Below are 17,067 nucleotides of genomic sequence, written 5' to 3'. Positions count from 1 at the left end.
GGAGCGGTGCAATGGCTCACTTCCGACGGTAGGCGGCCACGGTCGGCAAGGGATAACGGTGCGTCCACGGCCCGCCCGGACCCCCGCCCCGCCTGGCCGCATCGGGCCATCCGCGTTTGGCGGCGCCCGCCCGGTCCCGCTGCCGCGGGCGGCGGGCATCAGGAACGCAGCACGGGAACGGGTGGTCGCGGTGCACGCGCCCCGTCCCGCGGGCCCGTGGGACGGGTGGCCGTTTCCGGCCATGACAGGGACTTAACCGGTGGGCCCGAACACCTGTTGAAACCGCCTTCAGCGTCCCTGGCCGGGCTCTCGCCACATCAGCCAGACCGGCGGGCAGCCCTTCCCGGGAAGCGCCAGCTCCCGCGTCACCCGGAACCCGAACCGCTCGTAGTACGGGACGTTCCGCTCCTTGGACGACTCAAGGTAGGCGGGGAGGCCCGCGTCGTCGCAGCGGCCGAGCCGCGAGCGCAGCAGCGCGCCGCCCAGGCCGTTGCCCTGGGCCGGGGGATCGGTGCCGAGCACCGCCAGGTACCAGTGCGGCTCCGGCGGATGGTGCTTCTCGATCTCGCCGAGCGTGCGCAGTACGGCGGGCGTCCGCGTGCCGGTGATCCGCAGCAGCGGCAGCGCCTGGGTCGCCTGCAGGCGCGCGGGAACGCGCCAGTGGCCGGGAGGGTCCCACAGCGCCGCCGCCTCCGTCGCGGCCCCGCCGCCGCGCCCGGCCGCCTCGGTCGCGGCGTGCCGGAGATGCACCCGCCGGAGCAGGATGCCGAACAGGCCCGTCATCCGCCGCACGCGGGAGGCGTCGTCCGGCAGCAGCCAGCGCCACACCGGGTCGTCGTCGAAGGCGCGCCCGAGCACCGCCGCGATGGCCTCGGCGTCGGCGTCCGCCGCGGTGCGGACGGCATGGGCCGGACGGGGCTGGGACGTCATGGCGCGGCCTCCTCGGGGACGCGCCGATCCTCACCGGGCGCGCGGCTCCGCGTCAAGGACCGGTCTCACGCGCAGGCGCGGTCCCGCCGCGGCCGGGACAGCTCCTCCAGGACGAGGGAGGCGCCGATCCCCACCAGCCAGACGTCCTTGGCGAGCGGGACGCCCTGCGAGGTCGGCCGCAGCCCGCCCTCCTCCCGCATGCCGGGCAGGCGCAGGTACAGGCCCGTCAGCCCGCCGGAGAACGCGGTGAGCGCCGCGCCCGCGAGCAGCGACGGCACCATCGGCACCATCAGCGCGGCGCCGAGCGCGACCTCGGCGCGGGCGAGCATGCGGGTGAAGTCCCGCGGATCCTGCGACTTCAGGAACGGGTAGGCGGCCTTGGCCATGCCGTGGGTCGGTTCGGCCATCTCGTCGAGGCCCTTGAGCTTGGACAGCCCCGAGTTCAGGACGAACGCCCCGACGGCCAGCCGGGCGGGCATCTGGTGAGCGCGAGCAAAGAGACGCATCGTTCCCCATAGACGATCGGGAGATCGGGCGGAGGGGATCATTCCCGCGGTCCGTCCGCTACACGTGATCGCCAGGTCAAGTCTCGGCGTGCCGCCCACCACGGGCCGCCTGCCGCGGGCCGCGTACCACGGGAGGCGCACGCGGCGGGGCCCGGGATGCTCCGCCGGAAGCAGCCGGGAAGCCTCCGGGCGTCCGACGACGCCCCCGGTGCCGTCCCGGCACGCTCTGGGGTGTCGCCGAGGAGGCCGGGAGCATGGGAATGTCGACCGTTCAGGCGCGGCCGGTGGCCGCGGGGCAGTGGTGGCGGCCGAGCCCGCCCGTCCGCAAGACGATCACGGTGGTGCACGTGGTCGCGTCCGTCGCGCTGCTGGGGGAGGTGTGGGGCCTGGTGCTCCTCAACCTCACCGCGACGCTGACCGGCGACGGAGCGCTCGCCCACGCCGCCTACCGGCTGATGAACGTGCTGATCTTCGGGGGCGGGATACCGCTGAGCCTCACCTCGCTCGCCTCCGGCGTCGCGCTCGCCACCGGAAGCCCGTGGGGCCTGGCGCGGCACTACTGGGTGTTCGCCAAGCTGCTGCTGAACATCGCGGTGATCCTCGCCGGGATGCTGCTGTTCACGCCCGACGCCATGGCGGACGCCAGTGCGGGCGGGGCCGACCCGTCCGCGCGCGACCAGTGGTGGCAGGTCGCGGTCGTCTCGTGCCAGCTCGCCATGCTGCTCACCGCCGCGACCCTGTCGGTGTTCAAGCCCCGCGGCCGGATCCGGTGGCGCCGTGCCCGGCCGTGACCGGCAGCGGCGCGCGCTCCTCGCCGGGCGGCGGGCCGGCCGCGGCGCGCAGTGCCTCCACGCACGCCTCCACGGCCGGCCCCGCGCGGCCGGTGCGCCACACGACGTGCACGCTCTGGTGGATCACCGGACGGGTCGCGAGGATCCGGACGCCGGCCGGCACGGGGTCGCGGCCCAGCCGGGGCACGAAGGCCGCGGCGAGGCCGGCCGCGACGAACGCCAGCTGCGTGCGGTAGTCGGCGACGTGGCAGACGATGTCCGGCTCCACGTTGCGGTCGCGGAGCGTCTGGACGGTCTGCCGCTCGCAGGCGGTGCCCGCCGTCCACGCCGCCCAGCGCAGCCCGGACAGCTCGTCCAGGCCGACCGCGCGGCGCCGGGCGAGCGGGTGCCGGGAGGGCAGCGCCAGGTCGACGGCGTCGCGGGACAGGGGGAGGTGCGACACGGCGGCGGGCATGGGCGTCGGCGCGGTGTCCCAGCTCTCCACCACGGCGACGTCGATGTCGCCCCGCTCCAGGGACGGCAGGATGTTCGCCGCCTCGCCCTCGCGCAGGGTCGGTGACAGGTCCGGATGGCGCTCGCGCAGGACGGTGAGCGCGCGCGGCAGGACGGTGCGCGCCGCCGTGATGATCGCGCCGATCCGGACGGGGCCGGCCGCGTCCGCGCGCAGCCCGTCGAGTTCGGCGGCGGCCGCCGCAAGCTGGGCCAGCACCCGCTCCGCGTGCCCGGCTAGGACGTGCCCGGCCCGGGTGAGGCGGACGCCCCGGCCCCGGGGTTCGAGCAGGGTGTGGCCGGCCTCCCGTTCGAGCTTGGCGAGCTGCTGCGACACGCCCGACGGCGTCACGTGCATGGCCTCGGCGGCGGCGGCGATCGAGCCGTGCGCGGACACCGCGTGCAGGGCGCGCAGCCGGTCCAGATTCATGGTCACGGTAGCGATCCTACCGACTTCCGCTTAAGAACATTCGCTTGTGCTAAGTGATCGGGAACCGGCAGCGTGGTGGGCGTGCGAAGAATCGACCCGCGGCTGCTCGTGATCGCCGGCGCCGCGTTCATCTCCGTGTCGGCGATCCTGTTCCGGCTCTCCGGCGTCTCCGCCGGGACGGCCGCGTTCTTCCGCTGCGCGCTCGCGCTGCCGGTGCTGGTGCCGCTGGCCCGCTGGGAGCGGCACCGGGCGGGCCCGCGCCGCCGCGCCGGCGTCGACGTCGCCGCGGGGCTGCTGCTCGGCGTCGACCTCGTGCTGTGGGGCGCGTCCATCGACCGGGTCGGCGCCGGGATCGGGACCGTCCTGGTGAACGTGCAGGTCGTGGTGGTGCCGCTGCTGGCGTTCGCGGTCTTGCGCGAGCGGCCGTCGCGGGCCTTCGTCCCGGCGGTGCCGGTGATGCTGGGCGGCGTTGCGCTCGCCGGCGGCCTCGCCGGGCACGGCGGCGGCCCCGACCCCGTCCTCGGGATGCTGTTCGGCGCCGGCGCCGGGGTGGCCTACGGCGGCTACCTCTTCCTGACCCGCGTCGCCGGGCGGGGGCAGGAGCACCGGGCCCAGCCGGTCCTGCTGTCGACACTGGGCGCGGGGGCCGCCTCCGTCGCGGTCGGCGTTCCCTGGCAGGGCGTCGACTTCACCCCCGGCTGGCCCGCCCTCGGCTGGCTCGCCGCCCTGGCGATGACGGGCCAGGTGTGCGGCTGGATGCTCATCGGCGCCGCGCTCCCCCGGCTGCGCGCCGACGCCGCCGGGACCCTGCTGCTGCTCCAGCCGGTCCTCGCGGTCGTCTTCGGCGCGGCGCTGCTCGGCGAGCGGCCCGGCCCGGCGCAGCTCGCGGGCTGCGGCCTCGTCATCGCCGCCGCCTGGCTGACCGGCCGGGGTAGCGTTCACCGGCGTGACGACTCCGGAATGGGCTCCCGAGCACGAGGTGACCGCCGAGCTGGCGAGCACGCTGATCGCACAACGGTTCCATGAGCTGCGCGGCGCGCCGGTGGAGCGGCTCGCCACCGGCTGGGACAACACGGTCTTCCTCGTCGGCGGGGAATGGGTGTTCCGGTTCCCGCGCCGCCGGATCGCGGTTCCGGGGGTGGAGCGCGAGATCGCCGTGCTGCCCGTCCTGGCGCCGCGGCTGCCGCTGCCGGTGCCCGTGCCGCGGTTCGCGGGGGAGCCGTCGGACGACTTCCCCTGGCCGTTCTGGGGTGCGCGGACGATCCGGGGCCGGGAACTCGCCGACGTCCGGCCACCGGACGGGGAACGGGCCGCCCTCGCCGCCGCGACCGGCGCCTTCCTGCGGGCGCTGCACGACCCTGTGCTCGCACGCGACGCGGGGGGAGGGCTGCCCTTGGACCCGATGGACCGCGCCGACCCGGCGATCCGGGCCGGCCGGACGTTCGGCCGCCTCGACGCGCTCACGGCCCTCGGGGTGTGGAAGCGGGACGAGGCGGTGACGGCGTACCTGACGGAGGCGCTCGGCCGGACGGCGCCGGGCGGCGACCCGGTGATCGTCCACGGGGACCTGCACGTCCGGCATCTGCTGCTCGCCCCGGACGGCCGTGCCGCAGGGGTGATCGACTGGGGCGACGTGTGCGTCGCCGACCCGGCCGTCGACCTGTCGCTCGCCTACGCCGGCTTCACGGGCGCGGCGCGGGAGGCGTTCCTCGCGGCGTACGGGCCGGTGCCGCCGGAGCGGGAGGCCGCCGCGCGGACGCTGGCGCTGAACCTCAGCGCGACGCTGGCCGAGTACGCCGCGTCCACCGGGCGGAAGGCGCTGCTGGCGGAGTCCCTGGCCGGGCTCCGCCGCGCCGTCGGGGAGTGACGCTCAGGTGCGCATGTAGACGCGGATGACGGTGCCGCCGGGACCGGTGTGGACGCGGACCAGGTCGGCCAGGTGGTTGACCATGAGGATGCCGCGGCCGCCGTACGGGCTCATGTCCGCCGGGCGCCGCCCGGCGAGCGGGTCGGTGATCGTCCCGGCGTCGCGGACCTCGCAGGCGACATGGCCGTCCTCGGGCCAGAGCCGGACGGTGCCGGCGCCGCCGCCGTGCAGGCAGGAGTTGGCCGCCAGTTCGTTCACGGCGAGCTCCAGGTCGCCGACCGCGTCGCCGCCGAGCCCGAACCGCGCCGCCCAGCGGCAGGCGAACTCGCGGACGAGGGGCAGGTCGCCGAGCTCGAAGGTCATCGTGACCGGCTCGGCCGGCTCGGGCAGCGGGCGGTTGTAGGCGTGCATGACGCTGTGCGGCGCGTAGTCGGCGCTCGGGTGCGCGCCGTGCCGGTCGATCACGACCGGATGGGTGACGCGGGCGTCGGCGATCACGAAGGGGTCGAGCCCGGCGAGGTCGTAGGGGCACAGGATCGTCACCTCGCGCCCCTCGAAGGCCAGGTTGATCAGCGCCTCGTGCTGGGCGCAGGCCGGGTACTCGGCCGCCGAGCGGCCCGGCCAGACCGGCTCGCCGATGATCCGGACCCGCCCGCCGGTGTGCCGGTCGGCGAACTCGCGCAGCACCCCGGGGATGATGCGGCCGGGGTTGCGCCCGGCCTCCGACATGTCCAGCCAGGCGACCTCGCCGGCCGCGGCGCCGAGCGCGCCGCGCAGCAGGGCGAGGCGGTCGCCGGGCACCGCGACGGCCACGGGCTCGCCCGCGTCGAGGCCCGCCCGGACGAACGGCACGGTGCCCGCGAGGTACTCCTCGTCGCCGTGGTAGAAGAGCGCGGGGTGGACGAACACCTCCGGTGGCGCCACGCCCGGTCCACCGGGCTTGAGGCTCATCGCGCGGTCGCTCCGTCCGGTTCGGCTGTCACGTGCATCCGACCGAGGGTACGCGCCGTCAGGCGGCCGTGCGAGACGGACCCGTGCGGACATCCCCCGAGGTCAGCTGAACTTTCGTCCAGGAGCACCGGTACCCGCCAGGGGCCGGTCAAAAACAGGAGAAATCCTGAACAATCCGTTTTAGAGCGTCGAATCGCTTCCGTCTGGCCTCACCGGTCGCGCAGCAGCACGCCGTCGACCACGTCGGTCAGCCGGCCGCGCCTGCGGTAGGCGCCGCGCTGCCGCTCCGCGCCCGTCCCGCCCGCCAGCAGGTCCCGGACGCCGCGGGTGACGAGGTCCGCGTCCCCGGCGTCGCGCAGCGCGGGCAGCGCGTGCGCGAGCAGGTCGCCGGCCATCGCCCGGAACCCGGCGGGACGCCCCGTGCGCAGGTCCACGCCCCGCCCGGCCAGGCCGTCCCGCGCCGCCAGCCAGTACGCGGCGCGCAGCATCTCCTGGGGCGGGTCCGGCGCCCGCTCGCCCGCCTCCACCGCTTCGGAGGCCACCTGGACCAGCGCCCGGACCAGCGCGGCGAGTACCGCCGCCTCCTCCGCGGCGGGGGCGACGTCGGCGAGCCGGACCTCGACCGTGGGCAGCCGCGCCGACGGCCGGACGTCCCAGAAGATCGTCCCGGTGTCCATCAGGGCGCCGCAGCCGAGCAGCGTCCCGACGAGGTCGTCGTAGTGCGCGGCGGACTCGAAGAACGGCGGCGGCCCCGCCACCGGCCACCGCGCCCACGCCATCACGCGCCAGCAGGCGTGCCCGGTGTCGCGCCCCGCCCAGTACGGGGAGTTCGCGGTGAGCGCCAGCAGCACCGGCAGCCAGGGGCGCAGGTGGTTGCCGACCTGCACGGCGCGCTCCCGGTCCGGCATCTCGACGTGGACGTGGCAGGAGCAGATGCTCTGCTCGTCGTCCAGGCCGCGGTAGACGGCGAGGCTCTCGGCGTAGCGGGCGCCGGCCACGATGGGCGCGGGGACCAGGTCGCCCAGCACGGGCGTACCGGTCGCGGCGAGCCGGACGCCCTCGGCCGCCGCGGCGGCGGCCATCGCCGCCCGCATCGACCGGATCTGCTCGGCCAGCTTGTCCAGGTCGTCGCACGGCGTCGTCTTGGCCTCGGCGAGGAAGGCGACCAGCTCCGTGGAGGCGCGCTCGCCCAGTGCCGCGCCCGCCCGCCGCACCACGTCGGCGGCGCGGGGGACGACCTCCCGGGAGACGGGATCGACGACGAAGTACTCTTCCTCGATTCCGAATCGCAGGGCCATCCCACCACCTCGGGCTCGGGGGCGACGCAGGCGGCAACGTTCCCTTCGACGGTACGTTGCCGCCGCCCCTTTCGCACCTGCCGCGGGCAGGGGAACGCGCTACGCGGGATCTTCTTGACCCTCTTTTGACCCGCCGTTCAGCGGCCCCGCGCGCGGGCTCGCCCGGCCGTCGGCTGGCTACGCGCGGGGCTCGTCCACGACGACATCGGTCATGATGTCGACCGCGAGGGCGATGATGCCGCCGACCACGGTGACCGCGGCGCCCACCCCGAACACGATCCAGTCGGGCCCCATGACGAGGCCGGCGCCGCCGATGGCGAAACCGATGAAGATGATGGCCACGGCGACCCAGGACTTCGGGCGCCCGGCGTGGCTGCCAGTCGACATGCGTTCGTCTTCCCTCTGCAAGGTTCGGGTCGGGGATCTGCTCGGAGCGCGGTGCCTCCGCCGCCGAACTCTAGCAACGCCCCTTGCCGCAGGGCCTTCCGGGGTGCCTCCGGGGCACCGCGAAGAGGGGTCAGACGAAGGCCCCGAGGCCGGTCGCCGCCCGCCCGACGATCAGCGTGTTGATCTCGCGGGTGCCCTCGTAGGAGTAGAGCGCCTCGGCGTCGGCGACGAACCGGCCGATGTCGTAGTCGAGGACGATCCCGTTGCCCGCCATCAGCTCGCGCGCCCAGCCGACGACCTCCCGCATGCGGCTCGTGCAGTACGCCTTGGCGAGCGCGGAGTGCTCGTCGCGGTAGAGGCCGTCGTCCTGGAGCTGCGCGAGCCGCACCACCATGCCGAGCGAGGCCGTCGCGTTCCCCAGCATCTTGACCAGCAGGTCCTGGACGAGCTGGAACTTGGCGATCGGCCGCCCGAACTGCTCGCGCTCCACGGCGTAGTCGCGGGCGATCTCGTAGGCGGCGAGCATCACCCCGACGGCCTGCCAGGCGACGCCGCTGCGGGTCCGGCGCAGGATGGCGGCGGTGTCCTTGAAGCTGTTCGCCCCGGTGAGCCGGTCGGCCTCCGGGACGCGGCAGTCCGCCAGCACGATGTCGGCGTTCTGCACGGTCCGCAGCGCGATCTTGTTCTCGATCCGGGTGGCGGTGAAGCCCGGCGTCCCCTTGGCGACGACGAAGCCCTTCACCTGGCCGTCGGCCTCGTCCTTGGCCCAGACGACGGTGTGGTCGGCGAAGGTGGCGTTGCCGATCCAGCGCTTGGCGCCGTTCAGCACCCAGTGGCCGCCGTCGCGGCGGGCGGTGGTGCGGAGCCCGAGGGCGACGTCCGACCCGCCCTCCGGCTCGGTGAGCGCGAACGCGCCGATCTTCTCCATCCGCCCCATCGCGGGGAGCCACCGCCGCCGCTGCTCCGCGGACCCGCACCGGCCGATGCTGCCCATCGCCAGCCCGCTGTGCACGCCGAAGAACGTCGCCATGGACGGGTCCACCCGGGCCATGTCCATCGCGAGGAACCCGGTGAGCAGGCTGCTCGGCTTCTCGCCCGGGCACTCATCGTGGGCCAGGCCCGCGATGCCGAGGTCCCCGTACTGCGGGATCAGGTCGAAGGGGAACTCGGCCCGCGCCCAGCAGTCGTTCGCGATCGGCGCGACCTTCGCCTCCAGGAAGGCGCGCACCCGCCCGACGATCTCCTTCTCGGGCCCGTCGAGGAGTTCTTGCATGTGGTACAGGTCACCGGGGAGCGGATCCAGGGTCATGGCCCCTCCCTTCCCGGGCGGCGCACCGCTAACCGGCGCCCCGGCCCGCGGCGCGCCACCGCCGGCGCGTTCTGATCAGCGGGACCCGGTTTCGAGCGGGATTCGGTCGCTCGCCTACGATCCAGGACATGACGGTGCCGCCTGAGGAACTCGAACTGGCCGCCGCCTTCCCCCCGGCCGAGCGCGACCGGTGGCGGGAGATGGTGAAGGGGGTGCTGCGCAGGTCCGGCGCGGCGACCGAGGACACCTCCCTCGACGAGATCGAGGGCCTGCTGACCCGCGAGTCCTACGACGGGGTACCGGTCGCCGCGCTCTACACGCGCGACGACGCCCCGGCGGGGCGCCCCGGGCTGGCCCCGTACGTCCGCGAGGTGCGTCCCGACGGCGAGGGCATCGCGGGCTGGGACGTCCGGCAGCGGCACGCCCACCCGGACCCGGCCGTCACGCGGGAGGCGATCCTCGCCGACCTGGAGAACGGCGCCACGTCCGTCTGGCTGCGGCTCGGCGAGGGCGGAGTGCCCGTCGGCGGGCTGCCGGACGCGCTGCGCGGCGTCCTGCTCGACCTGGCGCCCGTCGTGCTGGACGCCGGCGCGTCGGCGGGCGAGGCGGCGGACGCCTTCCTGTCCCTGGTCACCGGGCGCGGGAACGCGGCGGACGCGTCCGGCAACCTCGGCGCCGACCCGCTCGGCCTCGCGGCGCGCACCGGCGGCCCCGGATCGCTGGAGGAGACCGCCGCGCTGGCCGTCCGGTGCGCCCGCGAGTTCCCGAAGCTGCGCGCGATCGTCGCCGACGGCACCCCGTACCACGACGCGGGCGGCGGTGACGCCGAGGAGCTGGGCGCCGCCGTCGCCGCCGGCGTCGCGTACCTGCGCGCGCTGACCGACGCCGGGCTGAGCGTGGACGAGGCGTTCGGGCAGATCGAGTTCCGCCTCGCCGTCAACGCCGACCAGTTCTCCTCGATCGCCAAGCTGCGCGCCGCGCGCCGCCTCTGGGCGCGGGTCGCCGAGGTCAGCGGCGCCGCCGAGGGCACGGCCGCGCGGGTCCACGCGGTCACCTCGGCGGCGATGATGACGCGCCGCGACCCGTGGGTGAACATGCTCCGCACCACCGTCGCGGCGTTCGCGGCCGGGGTCGGCGGCGCCGACGCGGTCACCGTCCAGCCGTTCGACGCCCGCCTCGGCCTGCCCGACGGCTTCGCCCGCCGCATCGCCCGCAACACCCAGACGCTCCTGCTGGAGGAGTCGAGCCTCGCGCGCGTCGTCGACCCGGCGGGCGGGTCCTGGTACACCGAGAGCCTCACCGAGGACCTCGCCCAGGCCGCCTGGACGTGGTTCACCGAGATCGAGAGGGCCGGGGGCCTCGCCGCCGCGCTCGGATCGGGCCTCGTCGCCGGCCGCCTCGCCGCCACCTGGGGGCGGCGCCGCGAGGACATCGCGCGCCGCAAGGCCCCGCTGACCGGCGTCAGCGAGTACCCCGACCTCGCCGAGCGGCTGCCCGAGCGCGACCCGGCGCCCCGGCGGCCCGGCGGCGGCCTGCCGGTCGTCACGTACGCGCAGGACTTCGAGACGCTCCGCGACCGGTCCGACGCCCACGCCGGGGCGACCGGCTCGCGCCCGAAGGTCTTCCTCGCCACGCTCGGGCCCGTCGCCGTCCACACGGCGCGCGCGTCGTTCGCCGCCAACCTCTTCCAGGCGGGCGGGATCGAGACGGTCAGCGGGTCCCCGGAGGAGTTCGGGACGTCCGGTGCCGCCGTCGCCTGCATCTGCTCCAGCGACAGGCTGTACGGGGAGCAGGCGGAGGATGCCGCGCGGGTTCTGCGCGAGGCGGGTGCCGTGAAGGTCTGGCTCGCGGGTAAGGGAACCTACGAGGGGGTCGGCGCCCACGTGTACGCGGGATGCGACGCGATCGAGGTGCTGGAGACCACCCTCCGTGATCTGGGAGTGAGCGAATGATCCCCGACTTCACCGAGATCGAGCTCGGACCGGCGGCGCCCGCCGACGAGGCCGCCAAGCGGTGGCGCGCCGCGGTCGCGGAGAGCACCGGCAAGGACCCGGGCGCCCAGACCTGGGACACGCCGGAGGGCATCGGCGTCCAGCCCCTCTACACCGGCGACGACCTGGCCGGCGTCGACTTCCTCGGCACCCTGCCGGGCATCGCGCCGTACCTGCGCGGCCCCTACCCGGCGATGTACGCGACCCAGCCGTGGACGATCCGGCAGTACGCCGGGTTCTCCACCGCGGAGGAGTCCAACGCCTTCTACCGCCGCAACCTCGCGGCCGGGCAGAAGGGCCTGTCGGTCGCGTTCGACCTGGCCACCCACCGCGGCTACGACTCCGACCACCCCCGTGTCGCAGGCGACGTCGGCATGGCCGGGGTGGCGATCGACTCGATCTACGACATGCGCCGGCTCTTCGACGGCATCCCGCTCGACAAGATGAGCGTGTCGATGACCATGAACGGTGCCGTGCTGCCGGTCCTGGCGCTCTACATCGCCGCGGCGGAGGAGCAGGGGGTGCAGCCGGAGGCCCTCGCGGGGACCATCCAGAACGACATCCTCAAGGAGTTCATGGTCCGCAACACCTACATCTACCCGCCGCAGCCGTCGATGCGGATCATCTCCGACATCTTCGCGTACACCTCGCAGCGGATGCCGAAGTACAACTCCATCTCGATCTCCGGCTACCACATCCAGGAGGCCGGGGCCACCGCCGACCTGGAGCTGGCCTACACGCTCGCCGACGGCGTCGAGTACATCCGCGCCGGGCGCGACGCCGGCCTGGACATCGACGCGTTCGCGCCCCGCCTGTCGTTCTTCTGGGCGATCGGCATGAACTTCTTCATGGAGGTCGCCAAGCTCCGCGCCGCCCGGCTGCTGTGGGCGCGGCTGGTGAAGACGTTCGGGCCGCAGAACCCCAAGTCGCTGTCGCTGCGGACGCACTCGCAGACGTCCGGCTGGTCGTTGACCGCCCAGGACGTCTACAACAACGTCGCTCGCACCTGCATCGAGGCCATGGCGGCCACCCAGGGCCACACCCAGTCGCTGCACACCAACGCGCTGGACGAGGCCCTCGCCCTGCCGACCGACTTCTCCGCCCGCATCGCCCGCAACACCCAGCTGCTCCTCCAGCAGGAGTCCGGGACGACCCGCACGATCGACCCGTGGGGCGGCAGCGCCTACGTGGAGCGGCTCACCTACGACCTCGCCCGCCGGGCCTGGGGCCACATCACCGAGGTCGAGCAGGCCGGGGGCATGGCCAAGGCGATCGACGAGGGGCTGCCGAAGCTGCGCATCGAGGAGGCCGCCGCCCGCACCCAGGCCCGCATCGACTCCGGCCGCCAGCCCGTCATCGGCGTCAACAAGTACCGGCCGGACGCCGAGCAGGAGATCGAGGTCCTCAAGGTCGACAACGCGTCCGTCCGCGCGCAGCAGATCGACAAGCTGCGCCGGCTGCGCGAGGAGCGCGACGAGACCGCGGCGAGGTCGGCGCTGGACGCGCTGACCCGCGCCGCCGGGGCCGCCGAGGACGGCACCCGCGGGTCCGGGCCGGAGCACAACCTCCTCGCGCTCGCCATCGGCGCGGCCCGCGCCAAGGCCACCGTCGGCGAGATCTCCGACGCCCTGGAGAAGGCGTACGGGCGGCACGCGGCGCAGATCCGTACGATCTCCGGTGTGTATCGCGAAGAGGCGGGGCAGGTGACGAGCATCGAGAAGGCGCGCGCGGCGACCGCCGCGTTCGAGGACGCCGAGGGCCGCCGCCCCCGCATCCTCGTCGCCAAGATGGGGCAGGACGGCCACGACCGCGGCCAGAAGGTGATCGCGACCGGGTTCGCCGACCTCGGCTTCGACGTCGACGTGGGCCCGCTGTTCCAGACCCCCGGCGAGGTCGCCCGGCAGGCCGTCGAGGCCGACGTGCACATCGTCGGCGTCAACTCCCTCGCCGCCGGCCACCTCACGCTGGTGCCCGCGCTGCGCGAGGAGCTGGCCGCGCTCGGCCGCGACGACATCATGATCGTCGTCGGCGGGGTCATCCCGCCCGGGGACTTCGCGGAGCTGCGCGCCGCCGGCGCCTCGGCGATCTTCCCGCCCGGCACCGTCCTCGCGGACGCGGCGATCGGCCTGCTGGACGAGCTGACCGGCAAGCTCGGGCACGCGCCCCGGTGAGGCACGGGCTGGGCGACTACGCGGCCGGCGTGCGGGACGGGTCGCGGGCCTGGATCGCGCGCGCGATCACGCTGGTGGAGTCGACCCGGCCCGACCACCGCGAGCTGGCGCAGAAGCTGCTGGTCGAGCTGACCCCGCGCGCCGGGAACGCCCGCCGCGTCGGCATCACCGGCGTGCCCGGCGTCGGCAAGTCCACGTTCATCGACACGCTCGGCACCCGGCTGACGGGCGAGGGGCACAAGGTCGCGGTGCTCGCCGTCGACCCGTCCTCGACCCGGACGGGCGGCAGCATCCTCGGCGACAAGACCCGCATGCAGCACCTCGCCGCCGACCCGCACGCGTTCATCCGGCCCTCGCCCACGACCGGGACGCTCGGCGGCGTCGCCAAGGCCACCCGCGAGGCGATGGTGGTCATGGAGGCGGCCGGGTACGACGTCGTCCTCGTCGAGACGGTCGGGGTCGGGCAGTCCGAGACGACCGTCGCCGAGATGGTCGACTCCTTCCTGTTCCTCACCCTCGCCCGCACCGGCGACCAGCTCCAGGGGATCAAGAAGGGCGTGCTGGAGCTGGCCGACGTCATCGCCGTCAACAAGGCCGACGGCGAGCACCAGATGGAGGCCAAGCGCGCCGCCCGCGAGCTGTCCGGGGCGCTGCGGCTGCTGCGAAGCGACGAACGCGTCCGGGACACCCCCGTCCTGACCTGCAGTGCCAAGGAGGGCACCGGGCTGGACAAGGTGTGGGCCCGGCTCGTCGAGCACCAGGACCGGCTCCGCGAGACCGGCGAGCTGGAGACCCGCCGGCGCCGCCAGCAGGTCGGCTGGACGTGGGCGATGGTCCGCGAGCGGCTGCTCTCCGACCTGCACGGGCACCCCGGCGTCCGGAAGATGGCGCCGGAACTGGAGCGGGAGGTCGCGGACGGCACCCTGACGCCCGCGCTCGCGGCCGAGCGCATCCTGGAGGCGTTCTCGCGGGACCGCTGAAACCCGGTTTGGCGGTGTCCGAAACCACGGGTTGGCCGGGGTCCCGGTCGCGGCGGACGGGGATCGGGTACAAAAGTCGGATGGACGTCATCGCGCTCGATGATCCGCCGGACGCGCAGATCCGGGAGTGGCACGGCGTGCTGGCCGCGGTCCACGCCGCCGACCCGGGCGGGGAGCCCGCGCCCGACCCGGAGCGGACGGCGCGGCGGCTGCTCGGCGCCGAGCCCGGCGGGCGGCTGCGGCTGTGGGCGGTGCCCGGCGGCGCCGGGGGCGGGCTGCTCGGCGTGGCGGCGCTGCGGCTGCCCGGCGAACCGGGCGCCGACCGCCCCGGCGAGATCGACATCCAGGTGCGCCCGGAGCACCGGCGGCGCGGCCTCGGCGGCCGGCTCCTCGCCGCCGCGGCCGAGGGGCTGCGCGCCGACGGGCGCACCAGCGTGATCACGCAGGTGCTCGCGGGCACCCCGGCCGTCCCGTTCCTGGAGTCGCACGGCTTCGAGTGCGTCCTGACGCTGCGGGGCCTCCTGCTGCGGCTGGACGACGTCCCGGCCGGCCGCGTCGCCCGGCTGCTGGCCGCGGCGCCCGCCGGGTACCGCCTCGCCCGCTGGCGCGGCGCGGTGCCGGACGAGCACGCCTCCGCCCTCGCCCGCGCCAAGCACGCCATGGCCGACTTCGCCGAGTACGAGGGGACGCCGTGGGACGCGCACCGCGTCCGCGAGATGGCCGAGATCGTCGCCAAGCGCGGCGACGACCTGTACACCGTCGCCGCGCTGTCCGGCACCGTCGTCGCCGGGTTCACCGAGGTCGTGGTGCCGGCCGGGGCCGCGGGCCGGGCGGCGCAGTACGACACGGCCGTCGCGCCCGAGCACCGCGGCAGGCGGCTCGGCATCTGGGTGAAGGCGGAGATGCTGCGCTGGCTGGCGGAGCAGCGGCCCGAGGTGCGGGAGATCGAAACGGACAATTCCGGCGACAATGCCCACATGCTGGCCGTCAACGAGGAGCTCGGCTTCCGAGTCGAGCGGGAGTCGCTGGAATACCAGGCCGGCGCCGGCGCCCTCCCGTTCCCTGCCCCCTGATCCCGCCCGGCTGCCCATCCTGGTCCGGCTCCGGCTCCGGCCCTCGGCCCGAAAACACGTTGCCCCCGGTGCCCGTTGATCGGCACTCTTATGGAGGTCTTCCGGGAAATGCCCGGAAGGCGGAGAATTGCCGAAGCATTTCCCTGTGGTTCAACGGAAGAGCGCCGCACCGTTAATGCGGAAATCCAGGTTCGAATCCTGGTGGGGGAGCGGCACGGGCGAGGGAGGTGGTCCGGTGAACGTGCTCGTCCTGAACGCGTCGTACGAGCCCCTGCAAAGGGTGGATCTGCGGCACGCCATCCGCATGCTGGTGCGCGAGGTGGCGGTCGTCGAGGAGGTCGAGGAGGGCCGCACGTTCGGGTCCTTCCCCGTGCCGCGGGTCCTGCGGCTCGTCCGCTACGTCGCGATGCGCTGGCGGCACGGCCGGCGCCCGCCGTGGAGCAAGCGCGGCGTCTACCTGCGCGACCGGGGCACCTGCTGCTACTGCGGCAAGCGCGGCAACACGATCGACCACGTCCACCCGCAGTCGCGCGGCGGCGGCGACACGTGGGAGAACACCGTCCTGGCGTGCGGCCGGTGCAACAACCGCAAGGGCGACCGGACGGTCTCCGAGGCCGGCCTGCGGCTGCTGTCGAAGCCGCGGGTGCCGCGCTGGGAGGAGCTCGTCGGGCCCTGACGGGGAATGCCGGCGCATCCCGGCGCGACGGGTGAGGGGCCGGACCGCAGCGAGCGGTCCGGCCCCTCAGGCGTGTGGCGTCGCGGCCCTTCGGTAGCTCGCGTGTGACTCTGTGTGTTTTGTGAAGCAGATGAGACGAAATGGGCGCTTGTGGTAGCGTGCCGCCAATCTTGAGCTTTGTTATCAAGGAGAGATCTGTGGCGGCCCTCGATCCCCCCGGCCGGACGCCCCGCCCCCCGCGCGGGCGCAAGGCGGCCAGACGCCTCGCCGCGCTCGCCCTCGTGGCGGGCGTCTCGGCGGCCCTGCCGCCGGCGTCCGGGAGCGCCGCGGGCCTCCCGCAGGAGCCGAAGGACCTGAAGAAGAAGTACGCGGAGCTCAAGAAGCGCTCCGAGAAGCTGTCCAAGGACTACCGGGGCGAACTGGTCTCCCTCGAAGAGGCGAAGAAGGCCGCCGAGCGCGCCGGCGCCGACGCGGCCAAGGCCGGCAAGGACTACGGCACCGCCCGCGCCGCCGTGGCCCGGATCGCCTCGTCCACCTACATGACCGGCCGCCTCGACGTCATCCCGATGGTGTCCTCGTCCGAGCCGTCGGCCGCGGTGCGCGACGCCGCGGTCCTGGAGCACATCGCCCGCAACAACGGCCGCCGCATCCAGAACCTGCAGGCGCTCAACACCAAGGCCGCGCGGTCGCAGGAGACGGCGGCGAAGAAGCTGGACGAGGTCAAGAAGCAGATCGAGGACCTGGAGGGCCAGCGCTCCCGCGTCAAGAAGCTGCTCGCCAAGTACAAGCCCGAGGTGACCCGCACGAGCGTCTCGGGCGGCGGCCGCCCCGACGGGGTGAGCGGCACCAAGTCCCCGATCGTCGGCAACTCGATGACCTCGCGGATGCGCACGGTCCTGCTGGAGATCGACGGCAAGTTCGGCCCGTTCCCCACCATCGGCTGCTCGCGCCCCGGCGACCCGCAGGACCACGGCTCCGGCACCGCCTGCGACTTCATGGAGAGCACCGGCGGCAAGATGCCGAGCTCCTCCGCGCAGGCGCACGGCGACCGCGTCGCCCAGTACGTGATCGACAACGCCTCACGCCTCGGCGTCAAGTACGTCATCTGGAAGCAGCGGATCTACGACATGCGCGGCAGCGGCGGCTGGCGCGCGATGGAGGACCGCGGCAGCGTCACCCAGAACCACTTCGACCACGTCCACGTCTCCGTACTCTGAC

At 74.5% G+C, this 17,067-nt stretch carries 16 protein-coding genes and 1 tRNA gene; 10 read left to right on the top strand and 7 right to left on the bottom strand.

Features of this window, described 5'->3' with window-relative positions; translation table 11 throughout:
- Nucleotides 1–288: 288 nt before the first annotated feature.
- Entirely contained in the window at nucleotides 289–930 is a 642-nt protein-coding gene (locus E1293_RS10670) for a GNAT family N-acetyltransferase (protein WP_132196460.1), read from the bottom strand.
- Nucleotides 931–995: 65 nt separating this feature from the next.
- The gene (locus E1293_RS10665) at nucleotides 996–1,436 is read right to left on the bottom strand and encodes a hypothetical protein (RefSeq protein ID WP_132196458.1); all 441 of its coding nucleotides are present in this window, start codon (nucleotides 1,434–1,436) and stop codon (nucleotides 996–998) included.
- 260 nt (nucleotides 1,437–1,696) lie between these two features.
- Here E1293_RS10665 and E1293_RS10660 point away from each other — a divergent pair, with 260 nt between their 5' ends.
- The gene (locus E1293_RS10660; RefSeq protein WP_132196456.1) at nucleotides 1,697–2,227 is read left to right on the top strand and encodes a DUF2269 family protein; all 531 of its coding nucleotides are present in this window, start codon (nucleotides 1,697–1,699) and stop codon (nucleotides 2,225–2,227) included.
- Here E1293_RS10660 and E1293_RS10655 read toward each other — a convergent pair.
- A complete protein-coding gene (locus E1293_RS10655; protein ID WP_132196496.1) occupies nucleotides 2,184–3,146 on the bottom strand; it encodes a LysR family transcriptional regulator in 963 nt (320 codons plus the stop codon). The two genes, E1293_RS10660 and E1293_RS10655, sit on opposite strands and share 44 nt — an antisense overlap.
- Before the next feature lie 81 nt (nucleotides 3,147–3,227).
- Here E1293_RS10655 and E1293_RS10650 point away from each other — a divergent pair, with 81 nt between their 5' ends.
- Both E1293_RS10650 and E1293_RS10645 read left to right on the top strand, forming a co-directional pair.
- On the top strand, nucleotides 3,228–4,172 hold the full coding sequence (locus E1293_RS10650; RefSeq protein WP_243716144.1) for a DMT family transporter: 945 nt from the start codon (nucleotides 3,228–3,230) through the stop codon (nucleotides 4,170–4,172).
- On the top strand, nucleotides 4,093–5,013 hold the full coding sequence (locus tag E1293_RS10645) for a phosphotransferase (RefSeq protein ID WP_132196454.1): 921 nt from the start codon (nucleotides 4,093–4,095) through the stop codon (nucleotides 5,011–5,013). Before E1293_RS10650 ends, E1293_RS10645 begins: the two co-directional genes overlap by 80 nt.
- A gap of 3 nt (nucleotides 5,014–5,016) precedes the next feature.
- On the opposite strand, the gene E1293_RS10640 is transcribed toward E1293_RS10645, so the two are convergent.
- From E1293_RS10640 to E1293_RS10625, 4 genes are all read right to left on the bottom strand, one after another.
- A complete protein-coding gene (locus E1293_RS10640) occupies nucleotides 5,017–5,964 on the bottom strand; it encodes a sensor histidine kinase (protein ID WP_132196452.1) in 948 nt (315 codons plus the stop codon).
- Nucleotides 5,965–6,173: 209 nt separating this feature from the next.
- A complete protein-coding gene (locus E1293_RS10635) occupies nucleotides 6,174–7,262 on the bottom strand; it encodes a carboxylate-amine ligase (protein WP_132196450.1) in 1,089 nt (362 codons plus the stop codon).
- 177 nt (nucleotides 7,263–7,439) lie between these two features.
- Nucleotides 7,440–7,649 (bottom strand): HGxxPAAW family protein, encoded by a 210-nt coding sequence (locus E1293_RS10630; protein WP_132196448.1) that lies wholly within the window; start codon nucleotides 7,647–7,649, stop codon nucleotides 7,440–7,442.
- Nucleotides 7,650–7,779: 130 nt separating this feature from the next.
- Nucleotides 7,780–8,958 carry an acyl-CoA dehydrogenase family protein gene (locus E1293_RS10625; protein ID WP_132196446.1) on the bottom strand — a complete coding sequence of 393 codons (1,179 nt, stop codon included), beginning with the start codon at nucleotides 8,956–8,958 and terminating at the stop codon, nucleotides 7,780–7,782.
- Between the two features lie 128 nt (nucleotides 8,959–9,086).
- On the opposite strand from E1293_RS10625, the gene E1293_RS10620 reads away from it, so the two are divergent.
- From E1293_RS10620 to E1293_RS10590, 7 genes are all read left to right on the top strand, one after another.
- Nucleotides 9,087–10,910: a methylmalonyl-CoA mutase subunit beta gene (locus tag E1293_RS10620; protein WP_132196444.1), complete on the top strand. Its 1,824-nt coding sequence runs from the start codon at nucleotides 9,087–9,089 to the stop codon at nucleotides 10,908–10,910.
- The gene (gene scpA / locus E1293_RS10615; protein WP_132196442.1) at nucleotides 10,907–13,120 is read left to right on the top strand and encodes a methylmalonyl-CoA mutase; all 2,214 of its coding nucleotides are present in this window, start codon (nucleotides 10,907–10,909) and stop codon (nucleotides 13,118–13,120) included. Before E1293_RS10620 ends, scpA begins: the two co-directional genes overlap by 4 nt.
- Complete coding sequence (gene meaB / locus E1293_RS10610; RefSeq protein WP_132196440.1) at nucleotides 13,117–14,100, top strand: methylmalonyl Co-A mutase-associated GTPase MeaB; 984 nt, start codon at nucleotides 13,117–13,119, stop codon at nucleotides 14,098–14,100. The genes scpA and meaB overlap by 4 nt, the downstream gene beginning before the upstream one ends.
- 80 nt (nucleotides 14,101–14,180) lie before the next feature.
- On the top strand, nucleotides 14,181–15,173 hold the full coding sequence (locus tag E1293_RS10605; protein ID WP_132196438.1) for a GNAT family N-acetyltransferase: 993 nt from the start codon (nucleotides 14,181–14,183) through the stop codon (nucleotides 15,171–15,173).
- 139 nt (nucleotides 15,174–15,312) lie between these two features.
- Nucleotides 15,313–15,383: transfer RNA gene (locus E1293_RS10600), tRNA-Asn, on the top strand.
- A 25-nt stretch (nucleotides 15,384–15,408) separates the two neighbouring features.
- The gene (locus E1293_RS10595) at nucleotides 15,409–15,849 is read left to right on the top strand and encodes an HNH endonuclease (RefSeq protein WP_132196436.1); all 441 of its coding nucleotides are present in this window, start codon (nucleotides 15,409–15,411) and stop codon (nucleotides 15,847–15,849) included.
- Nucleotides 15,850–16,046: 197 nt separating this feature from the next.
- Complete coding sequence (locus E1293_RS10590) at nucleotides 16,047–17,066, top strand: coiled-coil domain-containing protein (RefSeq protein ID WP_243716143.1); 1,020 nt, start codon at nucleotides 16,047–16,049, stop codon at nucleotides 17,064–17,066.
- The last annotated feature ends 1 nt before the right edge of the window (nucleotide 17,067 follow it).

The organism is Actinomadura darangshiensis (assembly GCF_004349235.1).
GTDB classification, from domain to species: domain Bacteria; phylum Actinomycetota; class Actinomycetes; order Streptosporangiales; family Streptosporangiaceae; genus Spirillospora; species Spirillospora darangshiensis.
The sequence above is the reverse complement of the archived record's forward strand: the minus strand, read 5'-3'. Positions and strand labels throughout refer to the sequence as shown.

Coding starts and splice junctions, on each gene's coding strand:
- E1293_RS10670 (WP_132196460.1), bottom strand. CDS start 930: ATGACGTCCCAGCCCCGTCCGGCCCATGCCGTCCGCACCGCGGCGGAC.
- E1293_RS10665 (WP_132196458.1), bottom strand. CDS start 1,436: ATGCGTCTCTTTGCTCGCGCTCACCAGATGCCCGCCCGGCTGGCCGTC.
- E1293_RS10660 (WP_132196456.1), top strand. CDS start 1,697: ATGTCGACCGTTCAGGCGCGGCCGGTGGCCGCGGGGCAGTGGTGGCGG.
- E1293_RS10655 (WP_132196496.1), bottom strand. CDS start 3,146: ATGAATCTGGACCGGCTGCGCGCCCTGCACGCGGTGTCCGCGCACGGC.
- E1293_RS10640 (WP_132196452.1), bottom strand. CDS start 5,964: ATGAGCCTCAAGCCCGGTGGACCGGGCGTGGCGCCACCGGAGGTGTTC.
- E1293_RS10635 (WP_132196450.1), bottom strand. CDS start 7,262: ATGGCCCTGCGATTCGGAATCGAGGAAGAGTACTTCGTCGTCGATCCC.
- E1293_RS10630 (WP_132196448.1), bottom strand. CDS start 7,649: ATGTCGACTGGCAGCCACGCCGGGCGCCCGAAGTCCTGGGTCGCCGTG.
- E1293_RS10625 (WP_132196446.1), bottom strand. CDS start 8,958: ATGACCCTGGATCCGCTCCCCGGTGACCTGTACCACATGCAAGAACTC.
- E1293_RS10620 (WP_132196444.1), top strand. CDS start 9,087: ATGACGGTGCCGCCTGAGGAACTCGAACTGGCCGCCGCCTTCCCCCCG.
- scpA (WP_132196442.1), top strand. CDS start 10,907: ATGATCCCCGACTTCACCGAGATCGAGCTCGGACCGGCGGCGCCCGCC.
- E1293_RS10605 (WP_132196438.1), top strand. CDS start 14,181: ATGGACGTCATCGCGCTCGATGATCCGCCGGACGCGCAGATCCGGGAG.